Source organism: Bacillus sp. A260, assembly GCF_009861435.1.
Classification (GTDB): domain Bacteria; phylum Bacillota; class Bacilli; order Bacillales; family Bacillaceae_G; genus Bacillus_A; species Bacillus_A cereus.
This window is the reverse complement of the sequence record NZ_CP046398.1, coordinates 3,802,629-3,816,453: the sequence shown is the minus strand read 5'-3', so window position 1 is coordinate 3,816,453 and position 13,825 is coordinate 3,802,629. Positions and strand designations below refer to the sequence as shown.

The following is a 13,825-nucleotide window of genomic DNA, read 5'->3' as shown; positions in this document are numbered from 1 at the left end:
ATAAGTTCCCCCTAACTTAGTAGAATACTATTATTCTACATCCTACTGAATTTTTTGACAATTAAAAGGAGTATTACATGTTTTGTTTAATATACTATTAATGAAACGTGATGTAGAAAGGTGGAAACCAATGTTTGAAAAATTGTATGATGAGCATGAAAGTGTGAAGGTACGATTTTTAGGGTTTATGACACATGATACACGTTATGATTTTGGTGTTATTTATACAAATATGTTTTTTGGAAAGCCGCTCATTGTTTGTATGCAAACAGGAAGGTCTACTTTACTCGGACGAGATGATGTAGAGAATGTTCAATATATACAGGAGATTTTTAAATTAGGATCAGAAGAGGAAGCAAAGGAGTTAGCTCAGTTTTTCAAATTTCTAGTTCCGTCAACTTCTTTACATGCGGAATATGAAGAATAATTAATGTGAAACAGTCGTACTTATAAATATGGCTGTTTTTTATTTGAATATCGCATACTAATTTAAATTTAAAATATTTAATGTGTTATACTAAAAACCTATTGACGTAAAAAGTATAACATATTAAAATAAAGACAGAAAGTTAAGCGGTTACAAAAAGTTTTTGGGATTATAAACTTAGGGGGAAATGAAAAATGGGAACAATCGTATGTCAAGATTGTGAAGGTACAATTGCACACTTCGAAGATGAGAAAGTAACGGTACTTTACGGGAAATGTGGATCTTGCGGATGTGATCACACAGAGCATACAAAAGCCCAATAATTGATAGGAAATGGACAGCTAAAAGTTTTTAGGACCATAAACTTAGGGGGAAATGAAAAATGGGAACAATCGTATGCCAAGTATGTGAAGGAACAATCGGACATTTTGAAGATGAGAAAACGACGGTACTTTACGGAAAATGCGGAACAAATTGTGACTGTGCTAGAAAAGATAATGCGAAAGCTTAATGATAAATAAATAGATTACTATTGAAACTCAGGGGGAAATGAAAATGGGAACAATCGTATGCCAAGTGTGTGAAGGAACAATTGGACATTTTGAAGATGAAAAATCAACAGTACTATACGGGAAATGTGGATCTCATTGCGAATGTGACCATAAAGAACATACAAAAGCTTAATAATAAGAAAAAGCGCCTACATGTGTAGGCGCTTTTTTAATAAATTGTAGTTGTATGACCAACTGTTGCAACGATTGCATCATCCCTAATCGGAATAAAGCTTATGGAGGTCTGTGGTGTACTAGAAGAAGAGTATTGGCTCATTATACGACTATCGATACGGGTAATAGTATCGGTCAAGAAAGCTGAAATAAAAGCGTAAGGGACTCGTCGTTCATTTAATGAATAAATAATTTCTTCTTTTGTTTTTACACCTACGCCATGCCCGTAAAAAAAGAAATTTCCTAAATAGATTGTATTTTCTCCTTGCCATTCAATCGTAGCTGGATTTACTTGTGGGTTTTTAAAGTAAACGAGGTCACCTGGAACAAGATCGCCACCGTTTTTTGTTATGAGCCTTAGATCTTGGTCGTAGTCCCATGTATAAAGTAAAAGGTTTGCAAATAGACGATTGAAAGTTTCTTCCTCATACAATGATAGTAAAGCTTTATAAAAAATAATGATCATAGCGGTTGCGCATTCAGTTCCATATAGTTTTCCGTTTTTGAAAATATCCTGTATGGCAATAGAAGGTGGTATGTTTGGAAGAAGCTCGAATCCTCCAAGAGACGTTCTTTTCCAATACTGGGGGTTGCAAAAGGATTGCTGAAATGTACGAAACTGAAATCCACTTTGAAAAAGCTCTAGTGCAGAGATAATAATATTAACTCGTAAATTGAGATCAAAGCTGAGTTCATCAGCTGTTCGGAAGGAATAAACTTCTTGATTTCCTGCCATTATTGATAAAATTTGTTGTTTCTCTGCTGCAAATGGCTCGTATTCATTTGTAATATAAGGATGTACAATAGAACGGCCTATTACAATCATAATAGTATCCCCACCTATACGTTACATTCTTAAGTATCGTATGAAGAAAAGGAAAAAAGGTGAAAAAAAAGCCTATCAACTGATAGGCTTGTACTCTTTAATAACACGTAATGTTTGTAATGTCATATCTTCAGGACCTTGTACAGGTAAACCTGCTTCTAAGTTTTTACGAATATACTCTAAGTTTTCTTGTGTAATAATTTCCCCCGGAGTAAAGATTGGAATCCCTGGCGGATAAACCATAACAAAATCAGCTATAATACGACCCGCTGCATTTTCAAATGGAATGACTTCTGTTTCCGAATAAAAAGCATCTCGAGGAGAAAGTGCTAGCACTGGAATTTCTGGAATCTCTACTTGTACTTGAACACCTTTATCTGCCCTATTTCTAAATGTTGCTGCTAAATCTTGTAATGCTGCAATAAGTGTATTTGTATCACTTTCTGTATCTCCCAAAGTGATAAGACATAGTATGTTGTATAGATCTGAGAGTTCTACTTCAATGTTATATTGCTCTCTAAGCCATACTTCAGCTTGGTGGCCGGTAATACCTAAATCTTTTACAGATACAATTATCTTTGTAGGATCATAGTTAAAGGTAGCATCTGTACCTAACATTTCTTTTCCAGGACAGTAAAGATGCTCAATAGAATTTATAGCATCACGAACATGCTCAGCTAATTGTATTGTTTGTTCTATGAGTGCTGTTCCTTCTGTAGCAAGACGTTTTCTCGCAACATCAAGGGATGCTAACAAGATGTAAGAAGTTGATGTGGTTGTAAGCATGCTAATAATAGATTGGACATGCTTTACATTCACTAAGCCTTCTTTCACATTAAGAATAGAACTTTGAGTTAAAGAGCCTCCTAATTTGTGAACACTTGTTGCTGCCATATCCGCACCAGCTTGCATCGCTGACATAGGTAATTCATCGTGAAAATGAATATGAACACCATGAGCTTCGTCGACTAGTACAGGGATGTCATAAGAATGTGCTAATTGTACAATCTGTTCTAAGTCTGCAGCAAACCCAAAGTACGTTGGGTTAATAACAAGTAAGCCCTTTGCATCTGAGTGCTCTTCAAGTGCTTTTTTGACAGATTGAATTGTGATTCCATGAGAAATACCGAGCTTCGGATCGATTTCAGGATGCATGAAAATCGGTTTTGCACCTGAGAAAATAATAGCTGACATTACTGATTTATGCACGTTTCGTGGTACTAGGATTTTGTCACCAGGACCGCAAACGCTCATCACCATTGTCATAATAGCGCCACTTGTACCTTGAATAGAAAAGAAAGTATGATCTGCACCGAATGCGGCTGCTGCTAAATCTTGTGCTTCTTTAATCATACCTTTTGGATGATGTAAATCATCGAGTGGCGCAATATTAATTAAATCAATTGCTAATGCATTATGCCCAATAAATTCGCGAAATGTAGGATCCATGCCCTGTCCTTTTTTATGACCAGGAATATGGAATTGAATTGGATTTCGCTTACTGTGCTCAACTAAAGCGGTAAACAATGGTGTTTCGTATTGGGACAATCTATACACCCCTTCTTCTTCATAATATTTAGTGTAATTTGTTTTATATAATCCTGCTCTAAAAAAGTGTAGCCCTTTTTAGAATAAGGCTTGTTTTTCTGCCATTCAAAAAATCGTTTTTGAGATGGTAGCTTCACTTTATTTTCTATAAAACAAAAGCATTATATCACCAATAATTATAGATGTATAGAAAAAAATCTTTTTAAGGTGAGTATGTTTAATAGTTAGCCTCAACTAATGAATAGAGGAAGACAATTCCATTAAAATGAATAAATAGTGTATAATGCAGAGTGGCTATAATGAAGAATAAAATATTCTCTTTAAGATAGCATAATGAAACAAGAAGAAATGATAAATGAGGTGCAAAATGGAATATCAATATCCGTTAGATTATGATTGGTCAAATGAGGAAATGGTTACAATGGTGAAGTTTTATGAAGCGATTGAGAAAGCTTATGAAAAAGGAATTATAAGAGAAGAGTTAATGGGTTTATATCGTCGTTTTAAAGAGATTGTTCCATCGAAAGCAGAAGAAAAGAAAATTGATAAAGAATTTCAAGAAGTAAGTGGATACTCTATATATCGTGCTATTCAAAGGGCAAAAGAAGTCGAAGAACAAAAGCTTGTAAAAATGTAAAAAATATTTTGAAAAATAAAAACTGAAGTGATATAATGTGATAACAACTAAAAACGGACAATATAAATTGTCCGTTTTCTACTATCGATTACAAAGTGCATATAAAGGAAGGAGTGATTGCATCGTAGATTCAATCTTAGCAAGGAATTGTTCGTTGGTCATTGCTGAAAACTCCTCTGGTGATATATGAATACCAACTAATAATTCTGCTTTTTTTACAGTAGCTAATCGTTCAATCATCTTTTGTAAGTCTTCGGTTTCAAGTGTTTTATGTAATTTCACACTTGGTTTAGTATGGTCAATGGACCAAACGAAGTCATTTGGAATATTTGTTTTTAAATCATTTAAATGTTCTAAGAAGGCATGAGCCGTCTCAACTTTTTGTGGACACTCATAGATTAAACCAAAGTATATGAAGGCATGAGTACCCCATAAGCCGATTTGGAAATGCGGTAGCATTTTATATCCTCGTTTATTTGTTGAAAAAGCAACCCAAGTATCGTTTGGTGGATTGACTTTGCGGCGTGCGTGTTTTGCAACATGATAAAAAAAGTTCTCATCAGTTTGTTTGGATAAGTATTCTGCAAATTGTTCCCCTAAAGCTTCTAGCTTAGGATGAATGTTCGTTTTAATTGCACTCATTCGTTCTTCGAGACCATCAACTGTAAAGACATCAAAATCAGTTGACTTGAATGTTTGTATTGTCATGATTGTTCCTCCAACTCCTATTTTGCTTTTATTTTAGCATAGCTTGTACTATTCATAAAAAAAACAGCACAAAAAAATTTAAATAAAAAAATATAATTTTGTTGCATAGATGATTTATCCAACATAGTATAGTATAAAACAAAAAATCAGAAAATTGAATTAATTCTAGTCCGAGGGCAGACGAATATTGGGAGGAGGCAAATAATATGAGACAGGTGATTAATGCGTTAAAGAGAACAGATGCTGAAAAGAGAATACCGGTGCTACGTTTGGAGCTAGATTATGAATTAGCAACTTTATATGATGCGATGATGGAAGATGATAACCAGAAAAAAGAAGAGTGTGTACAAAAGTTAGAAGTATTAAGACTTGAAATGATTCGTTTAGAAGCGTAATAATAGTATATGTATAAAAAATTAGTTGGTGCGAACCTTATAAAGGGTTCGTTTTTTCTGTGAACAGTATAGATCGGAGTGTTTAAACATGCAAGAAGTATGGAAAGACATCGATGCACACGCCAAACGGTGGATTCGGGATGCAGGAGAGCATTTAATGGCATCAATGAAAAAAGCACTTATTATAGAAACAAAATCAAATGCAGCTGACTTAGTTACAAATATGGACCGAGAGATAGAACAGTTTTTAATTGGGAAAATTAAAGAAACATTCCCGAATCATAATATTTTAGGAGAAGAGGGTTATGGAGACGAGATAACGTCTTCTGACGGGGTTGTTTGGTTAATTGATCCAATTGACGGCACGATGAACTTTGTTCATCAAAAAAGAAATTTTGCGATTTCAATTGGGATTTATGAGAACGGTATCGGAAAGATTGGACTTATATATGATCCAGTGCATGATGAACTATATCATGCAGTCAAGGGATCTGGAGCTTTTTGTAATGATATATCAATTCCTCCATTGGAAAAAGGAACTGTAGAGCAAGGTATTGTAGCTTTAAATGCGATATGGCTTACAGATAATCCATTGCTTAATATGGAAAGTATGATGGCACTTGTTAAGAAAGCAAGGGGCACAAGGTCATATGGCTGTGCAGCATTAGAGATGGTATACGTTGCAACAGGAAGAATAGATGCATATGTAACGCCGAGATTATCACCATGGGATTTTGGCGGAGGGCAGATAATTGTAGAAGAAGTTGGAGGTAAGGTGACGACATTCTCTGGAGCGCCACTTTCTATCATAGAGAAGAGCAGTGTGTTAGTTGCAAAACCAGGAGTGTATGAAGAAGTGTTATCGTTTATATGAGAGCAACAAAAAAAGTAAGAGGCTGTGTATAAGCTTCTTACTTTTTAGCGTTATTGTGATTTGCGCATTTTTCTTTTTGTTACAAAACCGTATCCAACTGTAACAAATGTGCCGATAATGCAAATAATAATACCGATTGGACTATTTTCAGCAATCATAATGCCGATACCGATTAAGAAAATAACACCGATAATTGCAGTTAATAAAAAGCGATATTGAATGTGTTCCATTTCTTCACCCTCCAATCTCATTTTACTTTCACAAAAGTAAGAATACAACTATATTTTCATTCTTGCTTTTATTTTAATTGCTATTGTATCCCCTTCGCTCTTATAATAGAGAAGGATTAAAAAGACATTAGGAGTTGGACATGTTGAAAAAACGACAAGATTTACGTAATATAGCAATTATTGCCCACGTTGACCATGGTAAAACAACACTTGTTGACCAGTTATTACGTCAAGCGGGGACTTTCCGTGCGAACGAACACGTTGAAGAACGCGCAATGGATTCAAATGATCTAGAAAGAGAACGCGGTATTACAATTTTAGCGAAAAATACAGCGATTCACTATGAAGATAAAAGAATTAACATTTTAGATACACCTGGTCACGCTGACTTCGGTGGAGAAGTAGAACGTATCATGAAAATGGTTGATGGTGTTTTACTTGTTGTTGATGCATATGAAGGTTGTATGCCACAAACACGATTTGTTTTAAAGAAAGCTCTTGAGCAAAACTTAACTCCAATCGTAGTTGTAAACAAAATTGACCGTGACTTCGCTCGTCCAGATGAAGTAGTTGATGAAGTAATCGACTTATTCATTGAGCTTGGTGCAAACGAAGATCAATTAGAGTTCCCAGTTGTATTTGCATCAGCAATGAACGGAACAGCAAGCTTAGATTCAAATCCAGCAAATCAAGAAGAGAATATGAAATCATTATTCGATACAATTATCGAACATATTCCAGCACCAATTGATAACAGCGAAGAGCCACTTCAATTCCAAGTAGCACTTCTTGATTACAACGACTACGTTGGACGTATTGGAGTTGGTCGCGTATTCCGCGGTACAATGAAGGTTGGACAACAAGTTGCTTTAATGAAAGTAGACGGAAGCGTGAAGCAATTCCGCGTAACGAAATTATTCGGTTACATGGGATTAAAACGTCAAGAAATTGAAGAAGCAAAAGCAGGGGACTTAGTAGCCGTTTCTGGTATGGAAGACATTAACGTAGGTGAAACAGTATGTCCAGTTGAACATCAAGATGCGTTACCATTATTACGTATTGATGAGCCAACACTACAAATGACGTTCCTTGTAAATAACAGCCCATTTGCAGGTCGTGAAGGTAAATACATTACATCTCGTAAAATTGAAGAGCGTCTTCGTTCACAATTAGAAACAGATGTAAGTTTACGTGTAGATAATACAGATTCTCCTGATGCGTGGATCGTATCTGGACGTGGGGAACTACATTTATCTATCTTAATTGAAAACATGCGTCGTGAAGGTTATGAATTACAAGTATCTAAGCCAGAAGTAATCATTAAAGAAGTTGATGGCGTAAGATGTGAGCCTGTAGAGCGCGTACAAATCGATGTACCTGAAGAATACACTGGTTCTATTATGGAATCTATGGGTGCACGTAAAGGTGAAATGTTAGATATGGTGAATAACGGAAACGGTCAAGTTCGTCTTACTTTCATGGTTCCAGCACGTGGTTTAATTGGTTACACAACAGAATTCTTAACATTAACTCGTGGTTACGGTATTTTAAACCATACATTCGATTGCTACCAACCAGTACACGCTGGACAAGTTGGTGGACGTCGCCAAGGTGTTCTAGTTTCACTTGAAACAGGAAAAGCATCACAATACGGTATTATGCAAGTTGAAGACCGTGGTGTAATCTTCGTTGAACCAGGTACAGAAGTATATGCTGGTATGATTGTCGGAGAACACACTCGTGAGAACGACTTAACAGTTAACGTTGTGAAAATGAAACAACAAACTAACATTCGTTCTGCGACGAAAGATCAAACTTCAACAATGAAGAAACCACGCCTAATGACTTTAGAAGAATCATTAGAGTACTTAAACGATGACGAGTTCTGTGAAGTAACTCCAGAATCAATTCGTCTACGTAAAAAGATTCTTGATAAGAGTGAGCGCGAAAGAGCTGCTAAGAAAAAGAAATCTGTTGAAGCGTAAAAATAAAAAAACAACGCCCTTTATAAAGGGCGTTGTTTTTTTATTTTGTTTATTTTTTAGAATATTTACTCTTTTTTGTGGACAGTATTTTTTTTGCGAGTTACTCTTGTATTAAGTGTATAAAGAAAATTGCATTTTACTGCTAGGGGGGGAAGAGTGTGTTAGAAAGGATGTCTTTTTTTGCAAAATTGTGTAAGGTAGATGAAAATCCAGAGTTAGGAATGTGGTTACTTTATGGGACGATTATTATATTAAGTGCTCTCGTTTATAATTTAGGGTTTGCTAGAAAGTTGTCTGTACTAAAAAATATTGTGATATACATATCATTAGCAATTGGATGCACAGTATTAACCTTTTTTGCTGTGTTTTTACCTGTTGGAGAAGGACTTGTTGTAGCGGCAATTGTACTTGGAATTTATAGACTGCGTTTGCGTCAAGCGAAACAACAAAAAGCAGGATAAGAAAGGGGAGTTTTCATGCGTTCAGTACAAGATGCACTATATAATTGGTTAACAATTAAAACAGTTGCGGAAGCACGTCCAGATGATAGTGCTGCAAAAGAAACATATTTGTTATTTCAAAATATGGTATATGAAGAACATAAATTAAGAAATGTGGAAGTCGAAAGGAACGAGGAAATGTATTTAATTACATATGAAATAAATGGAGAACGGAAATCTGCAAGGTTTCCGTTAGAAGCCATTGATTGTTTTTTGGATCAGATGAATCGTGAACCAGAAAAATATAAATAAGTCCTTATCTATATGAGTAAGGACTTATTTACATTTTACCAATCATCTTCGATTTTTTTATCACGATATAATCGGAAATTACCACTTGCATGACGTTCCATTGTACGCTCTGCAATTCGTTCCGAACATTCCATGCACATATATGTATGAATAGGGCGATTACGCAGTTTTTTTGCCATAGGATTTTCATCATCTAACATATCTTTTTTATCACAAATCATACATTTGACTCTCATTTCGTCACCTCAATACGAATTCTATCAGTATAAGTATATCATGGAAGTATAATGTTTTTGAATAATAGTGGGAAAAAATAATATTTTCGCAATTCAAAAAATAAGTTATGATAAGGATATACCAAGTATATTTGGAGGTGAAAATATGGCGAATGTAGTAGAGCCTACCTTAACAGAGGATTTAGTACAAACGTTGCGTAAAGAGTGTATTGTTATGATAGCAACGACAGATTTCGAAAAACAAGTTCCTAACGTAAGTGCTATTTCTTGGGTGTATGCAGTGAGTGAAACTAGTATTCGATTTGCAGTAGATCAACGTTCACGTATTGTGGAAAATATACGTCATAATACAGGTGTGGTATTGACTATAATGGCGAATGAATCCGTATTTTCTATAAGTGGTGCAGGTGAAATTTTGACAGATAGAATGGAAGGTATTTCTCTAAAATTAACTGTAATAGAAGTAAAGGTGCAAGAAGTGCGTGATGTTATGTTTTATGGAGCGAAACTTGCAATTGAACCAACATATGAAAAAACATATGATCTTCGGGCAGCGAAAAAGCTGGATAACGAAGTGTTAGTAGGGATAAGAGAATTATAAAGATGCTAAATAAGAAATTCGTTTATTCACTTTTGTAGTCGGTTATTGTGATTTAACGTTAATAATTATAATAAAAAGTAATATATTGAATAGAAATGAATAAAGAATAAATAAAAGGTTTAATGACTATGATTTTCGATTCTACCTCGTTTACACGGTACATATAATTATAACAATGGTTCGTCCATATTTTATGGATGAAACCCTTGTTCTACAAATTTAAAAGTGGAGTCAGGGGGTAACAGGTTGGATAAAATTTATGTGTTAGATACGAATGTACTTTTGCAGGATCCTTTATCTATTTTTTCATTTGAAACCAATGAAGTAGTGATTCCAGCAGTTGTATTAGAAGAGGTTGATTCGAAAAAACGTTATATGGATGAAGTAGGAAGAAACGCTCGTTATGTATCTAAGTTAATAGATAAATTTCGTGAAATAGGAAAGCTGCATGAAAGTATCCCGCTAGAAAACGGCGGAACATTTCGTATTGAATTGAACCATCGTTCATTTGTGCAACTACAAGATATTTTTGTAGAAAAAACAAATGATAATCGAATTTTAGCTGTAGCAAAAAATCTATCTTTAGAAGAACAGGAAAAAGAGGACGGGAAGTCTGTTATTTTAGTAAGTAAAGATGTACTCGTAAGGGTAAAAGCTGATGCAATTGGTTTGAAGGCTGAAGATTATTTAAGTGATCGCGTAATTGAAGTAGAAAATATATATTCTGGTTTTTTAGAAGGATATATATCAAAAGAACAATTGGATTATTTTTATGAGAAAGGTGAATTGCCTCTATCTGAAATTGCGAATCATCCTTTTTACCCAAATCAATTTGTAGTAATGAAAGATGCATTAGGGGGCTCTAGTTCTGCGCTTGGCATTGTGGATCACTTAGGGAAGAAGGTAAAGAAACTTATTTTTCACAATGAACAAGTGTGGGGGATACGACCACGAAACGTGCAGCAAATTATGGGATTAGAATTGTTGCTTCGTGAAGATATTCCGCTTGTAACGTTAACGGGGAAAGCCGGCACAGGAAAAACGTTACTTGCGTTAGCTTCGGGACTTATGCAAACAGAAGACTTAGGGTTATATAAAAAATTACTTGTGGCAAGACCAATTGTTCCAGTCGGAAAAGATATCGGTTATTTACCAGGAGAAAAAGAAGAAAAATTAAGACCATGGATGCAGCCAATTTTTGATAACCTAGAGTATTTATTTAATACGAAAAAGCCAGGAGAGTTAGATGCTATTTTAGCTGGAATGGGTTCGATTGAAGTAGAAGCCCTTACTTATATACGCGGGAGAAGTATTCCAGATCAGTTCATTATCATTGACGAAGCACAAAATTTAACAAAGCATGAAGTGAAGACGATATTAACTAGGGTAGGGGAAAAGAGTAAGATTGTATTGATGGGAGATCCTCAGCAAATTGATCACCCATATTTAGATGAATATAATAATGGCTTAACGTATGTTGTAGAGAAGTTTAAAGAACAGCGTATTAGTGGTCATGTGAAGTTTGTTAAAGGGGAGCGATCTAATTTAGCTCAACTAGCAGCAGATTTATTGTAAAAAGGAGTGAGCTTAAGCTCACTCCTTTTCTTTAAATAATTGTAAATTTACGGATGTTACGGATTGGATTTTGTTGATTAGATCCATCGTTGAAATAGAGATGAACAGGCCCGTCTTCTTTTAATGGTTTTCCTTCTTTTGAAAAGCCTAGTATAGCATTTTTGACAGTTTCTAATGGAAGTGTCATTGTATGATCTACCGTTTCAATTTCAACTTGCGTAGCGTCCTCTAAAATTTCAGCGTTAGCAAGGAATGGATGAAATGGTATACCAAATGTTCCAGTAATCAGCTGTTCTTTTTTATATTTCTTCACACTTTGTTGTATTGGAGGAAAAGCGGCACCATCACGGATTTCGCGATCCCAATGTTCTGAAGTGTTTTTTAAATAAGTTTCTAGTTCAGACGTGTTTTCTCTAGTTTCATCAAAGTAAGTTGTCAAATCTACTTTTCGATCATCAAAGATCCAAACAGTTGGATCAATAGTGATTGGAAAACGTACTTTTCCGTTAATAAATAAAATTTCGCTCATTGTTGTTCCCCCATTTGTGTTATACTCCCACTTTTCAGTATAATAGTATTAGACACTGTTGTCACAAAAAATGTTTCTATTGCAATTTATTAAAACTATCGCTAATATTAATAGATAGGATAGAGGAGAGTAGGACGGAAACGGAGGGAATCAATTTGGCGTCTGAGACAGTAGCAAATCATCAGGAAAAGGCACTAGCCCTTCTACAAGCGGATGCAGAGAAGATTTTAAGACTTATTAAGGTGCAAATGGACCATCTTACAATGCCGCAATGTCCATTATATGAAGAAGTGTTAGACACACAAATGTTTGGACTATCCCGCGAGGTCGATTTTGCAGTTCGCCTTGGTCTTATTGCAGAAGAACAAGGGAAAGCAATGTTAGGTGAGCTCGAACGTGAGTTATCTGCACTTCATGAAGCATTTACAAACAAACAACAATAACGGGTTCAAATAAGGGGGCTCAAACTAAATTAGTTTGAGCTTTTTATTTGTATAATAAAGCAGGAAGAATCAATGTACATATGGAATACAACAATAATTAAATTGAAACAGAAAGAGGAAATGAAATGAAAAAAGTATGGAAATCAATGGATTATTCATTATTACTTCCTCTTGTTATCTTATGTGTGCTGGGAGTAATAATGGTATATAGTTCTAGTTCCATTGTTGCGATTTCGAGGCATAACTGGCCGGCAAATTACTTTTTTAAAAAACAATTAATAACTTTAGCTATTGGAACGGTATTGTTAGTAATTGTAGCTTCGTTACCTTATAAGTTTTGGAGGAAACGAATAATTTTATCCGCGATGGGGCTAGGGAGTATTGCTTTACTAGCAGCAGCCTTGATTTTTGGTAAGGAAATAAATGGTGCAAAAGGTTGGATATTAGGTATACAGCCTGCTGAATTTGTTAAACTATCGATTATTATTATATTAGCTCGCTTTTTTGCAAGGAGACAAGAAACAAATACACCTGTTTTTAAAGGGTCGGGACTTACACTTGGATTTGTTGGAATGGCAATGTTTTTAATTTTAAAGCAAAATGATTTAGGTACCGATTTGTTAATTGCAGGAACAGTAGGGATTATGTTTCTTTGTTCAGGAGTAAGGATTAATTTATGGATTAAACGAATTGTTTTAACTTCTATAGTATGGATTCCAGCTCTATATTTTTTGGCTAATTATAAATTAAGTGGATATCAAAAGGCACGTTTTTCAGTTTTTCTTGATCCATTCAATGATCCTCAGAATGATGGATTCCAATTAGTAAATTCTTTTATTGGAATTGCTTCAGGAGGGCTAAATGGTCGAGGATTAGGAAATAGTGTGCAAAAATATGGATATTTACCAGAACCGCAAACAGATTTTATTATGGCTATTATATCTGAAGAATTAGGTTTTATTGGTGTAGCTATTATTTTAATTTGCTTGCTACTTATTATTATTCGTTCATTCAGGATTGCTCAAAAATGTAACGATCCTTTTGGAAGTTTAATTGCAATCGGAATTGCAAGTTTAATAGGAGTACAAACTTTTGTTAATGTTGGTGGTATGTCTGGATTAATACCGCTTACGGGAGTGCCTTTACCATTTATTAGTTATGGTGGAAGTTCCTTAATAGCTAATCTACTTGCGATGGGGATACTACTCAATATTGCTAGTCACGTGAAACGACAAGAGAAACAACAGAATGGATTAATGAAAGAAAAAGAACAAAATGGACCACATCTTGTAGTTGTAAAATAAAAACACATTGTGCTTTAGAGCATGATGTGT

20 protein-coding genes are annotated in these 13,825 nt (G+C 34.9%); 14 read left to right on the top strand and 6 right to left on the bottom strand.

Translation table 11 applies throughout. The features are described from left to right. Positions 1–130: 130 nt before the first annotated feature. The 4 genes from GD442_RS19095 (at position 131) to GD442_RS19080 (ending at position 1,111) form a co-directional block, all read left to right on the top strand. Positions 131–427: a DUF3055 domain-containing protein gene (locus tag GD442_RS19095; protein ID WP_000462038.1), complete on the top strand. Its 297-nt coding sequence runs from the start codon at positions 131–133 to the stop codon at positions 425–427. Positions 428–621: 194 nt separating this feature from the next. Beyond that, complete coding sequence (locus GD442_RS19090) at positions 622–750, top strand: GapA-binding peptide SR1P (RefSeq protein WP_000536778.1); 129 nt, start codon at positions 622–624, stop codon at positions 748–750. 59 nt (positions 751–809) lie between these two features. Further along, complete coding sequence (locus GD442_RS19085; RefSeq protein WP_000536803.1) at positions 810–938, top strand: GapA-binding peptide SR1P; 129 nt, start codon at positions 810–812, stop codon at positions 936–938. A gap of 44 nt (positions 939–982) precedes the next feature. Then, on the top strand, positions 983–1,111 hold the full coding sequence (locus GD442_RS19080; RefSeq protein WP_000536796.1) for a GapA-binding peptide SR1P: 129 nt from the start codon (positions 983–985) through the stop codon (positions 1,109–1,111). A gap of 36 nt (positions 1,112–1,147) precedes the next feature. On the opposite strand, the gene GD442_RS19075 is transcribed toward GD442_RS19080, so the two are convergent. Together GD442_RS19075 and speA are read right to left on the bottom strand one after the other, a co-directional pair. Beyond that, positions 1,148–1,978, bottom strand: coding sequence for a protein-glutamine gamma-glutamyltransferase (locus tag GD442_RS19075; protein ID WP_000635338.1), 831 nt, complete (start codon positions 1,976–1,978; stop codon positions 1,148–1,150). Positions 1,979–2,053: 75 nt separating this feature from the next. Continuing rightward, positions 2,054–3,526 carry an arginine decarboxylase gene (gene speA / locus GD442_RS19070; protein WP_000084899.1) on the bottom strand — a complete coding sequence of 491 codons (1,473 nt, stop codon included), beginning with the start codon at positions 3,524–3,526 and terminating at the stop codon, positions 2,054–2,056. 367 nt (positions 3,527–3,893) lie between these two features. Here speA and GD442_RS19065 point away from each other — a divergent pair, with 367 nt between their 5' ends. Next, positions 3,894–4,163, top strand: a complete 270-nt coding sequence (locus tag GD442_RS19065) for a UPF0223 family protein (protein WP_000456562.1) — start codon at positions 3,894–3,896, stop codon at positions 4,161–4,163. 81 nt (positions 4,164–4,244) lie between these two features. Here the strand turns inward: GD442_RS19065 and GD442_RS19060 are convergent, their stop codons facing one another. Then, positions 4,245–4,871: a YktB family protein gene (locus tag GD442_RS19060; RefSeq protein ID WP_000155317.1), complete on the bottom strand. Its 627-nt coding sequence runs from the start codon at positions 4,869–4,871 to the stop codon at positions 4,245–4,247. Positions 4,872–5,077: 206 nt separating this feature from the next. Between GD442_RS19060 and GD442_RS19055 the strand changes: the two genes are divergently transcribed. Next, a complete protein-coding gene (locus GD442_RS19055; RefSeq protein ID WP_001250165.1) occupies positions 5,078–5,266 on the top strand; it encodes a hypothetical protein in 189 nt (62 codons plus the stop codon). 88 nt (positions 5,267–5,354) lie between these two features. Further along, positions 5,355–6,140: an inositol monophosphatase family protein gene (locus tag GD442_RS19050; protein WP_001158701.1), complete on the top strand. Its 786-nt coding sequence runs from the start codon at positions 5,355–5,357 to the stop codon at positions 6,138–6,140. Positions 6,141–6,190: 50 nt separating this feature from the next. On the opposite strand, the gene GD442_RS19045 is transcribed toward GD442_RS19050, so the two are convergent. After that, a complete protein-coding gene (locus GD442_RS19045) occupies positions 6,191–6,370 on the bottom strand; it encodes a DUF5325 family protein (protein ID WP_000400127.1) in 180 nt (59 codons plus the stop codon). 140 nt (positions 6,371–6,510) lie between these two features. Between GD442_RS19045 and typA the strand changes: the two genes are divergently transcribed. The 3 genes from typA to GD442_RS19030 all read left to right on the top strand — a co-directional run bounded on the left by typA (position 6,511) and on the right by GD442_RS19030 (position 9,107). Then, positions 6,511–8,355: a translational GTPase TypA gene (gene typA / locus GD442_RS19040; protein ID WP_000914762.1), complete on the top strand. Its 1,845-nt coding sequence runs from the start codon at positions 6,511–6,513 to the stop codon at positions 8,353–8,355. Between the two features lie 158 nt (positions 8,356–8,513). After that, entirely contained in the window at positions 8,514–8,816 is a 303-nt protein-coding gene (locus tag GD442_RS19035) for a YlaH-like family protein (RefSeq protein WP_000893662.1), read from the top strand. 15 nt (positions 8,817–8,831) lie between these two features. After that, on the top strand, positions 8,832–9,107 hold the full coding sequence (locus tag GD442_RS19030; protein ID WP_001258152.1) for a hypothetical protein: 276 nt from the start codon (positions 8,832–8,834) through the stop codon (positions 9,105–9,107). A 35-nt stretch (positions 9,108–9,142) separates the two neighbouring features. Here the strand turns inward: GD442_RS19030 and GD442_RS19025 are convergent, their stop codons facing one another. Further along, complete coding sequence (locus GD442_RS19025) at positions 9,143–9,343, bottom strand: YlaI family protein (protein WP_002082250.1); 201 nt, start codon at positions 9,341–9,343, stop codon at positions 9,143–9,145. A gap of 145 nt (positions 9,344–9,488) precedes the next feature. Between GD442_RS19025 and GD442_RS19020 the strand changes: the two genes are divergently transcribed. Both GD442_RS19020 and GD442_RS19015 read left to right on the top strand, forming a co-directional pair. Then, the gene (locus GD442_RS19020; RefSeq protein WP_000024593.1) at positions 9,489–9,944 is read left to right on the top strand and encodes a pyridoxamine 5'-phosphate oxidase family protein; all 456 of its coding nucleotides are present in this window, start codon (positions 9,489–9,491) and stop codon (positions 9,942–9,944) included. Between the two features lie 246 nt (positions 9,945–10,190). Next, positions 10,191–11,519, top strand: coding sequence for a PhoH family protein (locus GD442_RS19015; RefSeq protein WP_000358083.1), 1,329 nt, complete (start codon positions 10,191–10,193; stop codon positions 11,517–11,519). Positions 11,520–11,550: 31 nt separating this feature from the next. Here GD442_RS19015 and GD442_RS19010 read toward each other — a convergent pair whose 3' ends face one another. Next, positions 11,551–12,048, bottom strand: coding sequence for a molybdopterin-binding protein (locus tag GD442_RS19010; RefSeq protein ID WP_001289809.1), 498 nt, complete (start codon positions 12,046–12,048; stop codon positions 11,551–11,553). 155 nt (positions 12,049–12,203) lie between these two features. Here GD442_RS19010 and GD442_RS19005 point away from each other — a divergent pair, with 155 nt between their 5' ends. After that, positions 12,204–12,491, top strand: a complete 288-nt coding sequence (locus GD442_RS19005; protein WP_000135694.1) for an Fpa/YlaN family protein — start codon at positions 12,204–12,206, stop codon at positions 12,489–12,491. A gap of 125 nt (positions 12,492–12,616) precedes the next feature. Beyond that, positions 12,617–13,795, top strand: coding sequence for an FtsW/RodA/SpoVE family cell cycle protein (locus GD442_RS19000; RefSeq protein WP_000758411.1), 1,179 nt, complete (start codon positions 12,617–12,619; stop codon positions 13,793–13,795). Positions 13,796–13,825 lie beyond the last annotated feature (30 nt).

Excerpts from the sequence above, each read along its gene's own strand:
- GD442_RS19075 (WP_000635338.1), bottom strand. The coding sequence starts at position 1,978 with ATGATTGTAATAGGCCGTTCTATTGTACATCCTTATATTACAAATGAA.
- typA (WP_000914762.1), top strand. The coding sequence starts at position 6,511 with ATGTTGAAAAAACGACAAGATTTACGTAATATAGCAATTATTGCCCAC.
- GD442_RS19085 (WP_000536803.1), top strand. The coding sequence starts at position 810 with ATGGGAACAATCGTATGCCAAGTATGTGAAGGAACAATCGGACATTTT.
- GD442_RS19080 (WP_000536796.1), top strand. The coding sequence starts at position 983 with ATGGGAACAATCGTATGCCAAGTGTGTGAAGGAACAATTGGACATTTT.
- GD442_RS19050 (WP_001158701.1), top strand. The coding sequence starts at position 5,355 with ATGCAAGAAGTATGGAAAGACATCGATGCACACGCCAAACGGTGGATT.
- GD442_RS19025 (WP_002082250.1), bottom strand. The coding sequence starts at position 9,343 with ATGAGAGTCAAATGTATGATTTGTGATAAAAAAGATATGTTAGATGAT.
- GD442_RS19010 (WP_001289809.1), bottom strand. The coding sequence starts at position 12,048 with ATGAGCGAAATTTTATTTATTAACGGAAAAGTACGTTTTCCAATCACT.
- GD442_RS19055 (WP_001250165.1), top strand. The coding sequence starts at position 5,078 with ATGAGACAGGTGATTAATGCGTTAAAGAGAACAGATGCTGAAAAGAGA.
- GD442_RS19045 (WP_000400127.1), bottom strand. The coding sequence starts at position 6,370 with ATGGAACACATTCAATATCGCTTTTTATTAACTGCAATTATCGGTGTT.
- GD442_RS19065 (WP_000456562.1), top strand. The coding sequence starts at position 3,894 with ATGGAATATCAATATCCGTTAGATTATGATTGGTCAAATGAGGAAATG.
- GD442_RS19020 (WP_000024593.1), top strand. The coding sequence starts at position 9,489 with ATGGCGAATGTAGTAGAGCCTACCTTAACAGAGGATTTAGTACAAACG.
- GD442_RS19090 (WP_000536778.1), top strand. The coding sequence starts at position 622 with ATGGGAACAATCGTATGTCAAGATTGTGAAGGTACAATTGCACACTTC.
- GD442_RS19030 (WP_001258152.1), top strand. The coding sequence starts at position 8,832 with ATGCGTTCAGTACAAGATGCACTATATAATTGGTTAACAATTAAAACA.
- GD442_RS19000 (WP_000758411.1), top strand. The coding sequence starts at position 12,617 with ATGAAAAAAGTATGGAAATCAATGGATTATTCATTATTACTTCCTCTT.
- GD442_RS19060 (WP_000155317.1), bottom strand. The coding sequence starts at position 4,871 with ATGACAATACAAACATTCAAGTCAACTGATTTTGATGTCTTTACAGTT.
- GD442_RS19095 (WP_000462038.1), top strand. The coding sequence starts at position 131 with ATGTTTGAAAAATTGTATGATGAGCATGAAAGTGTGAAGGTACGATTT.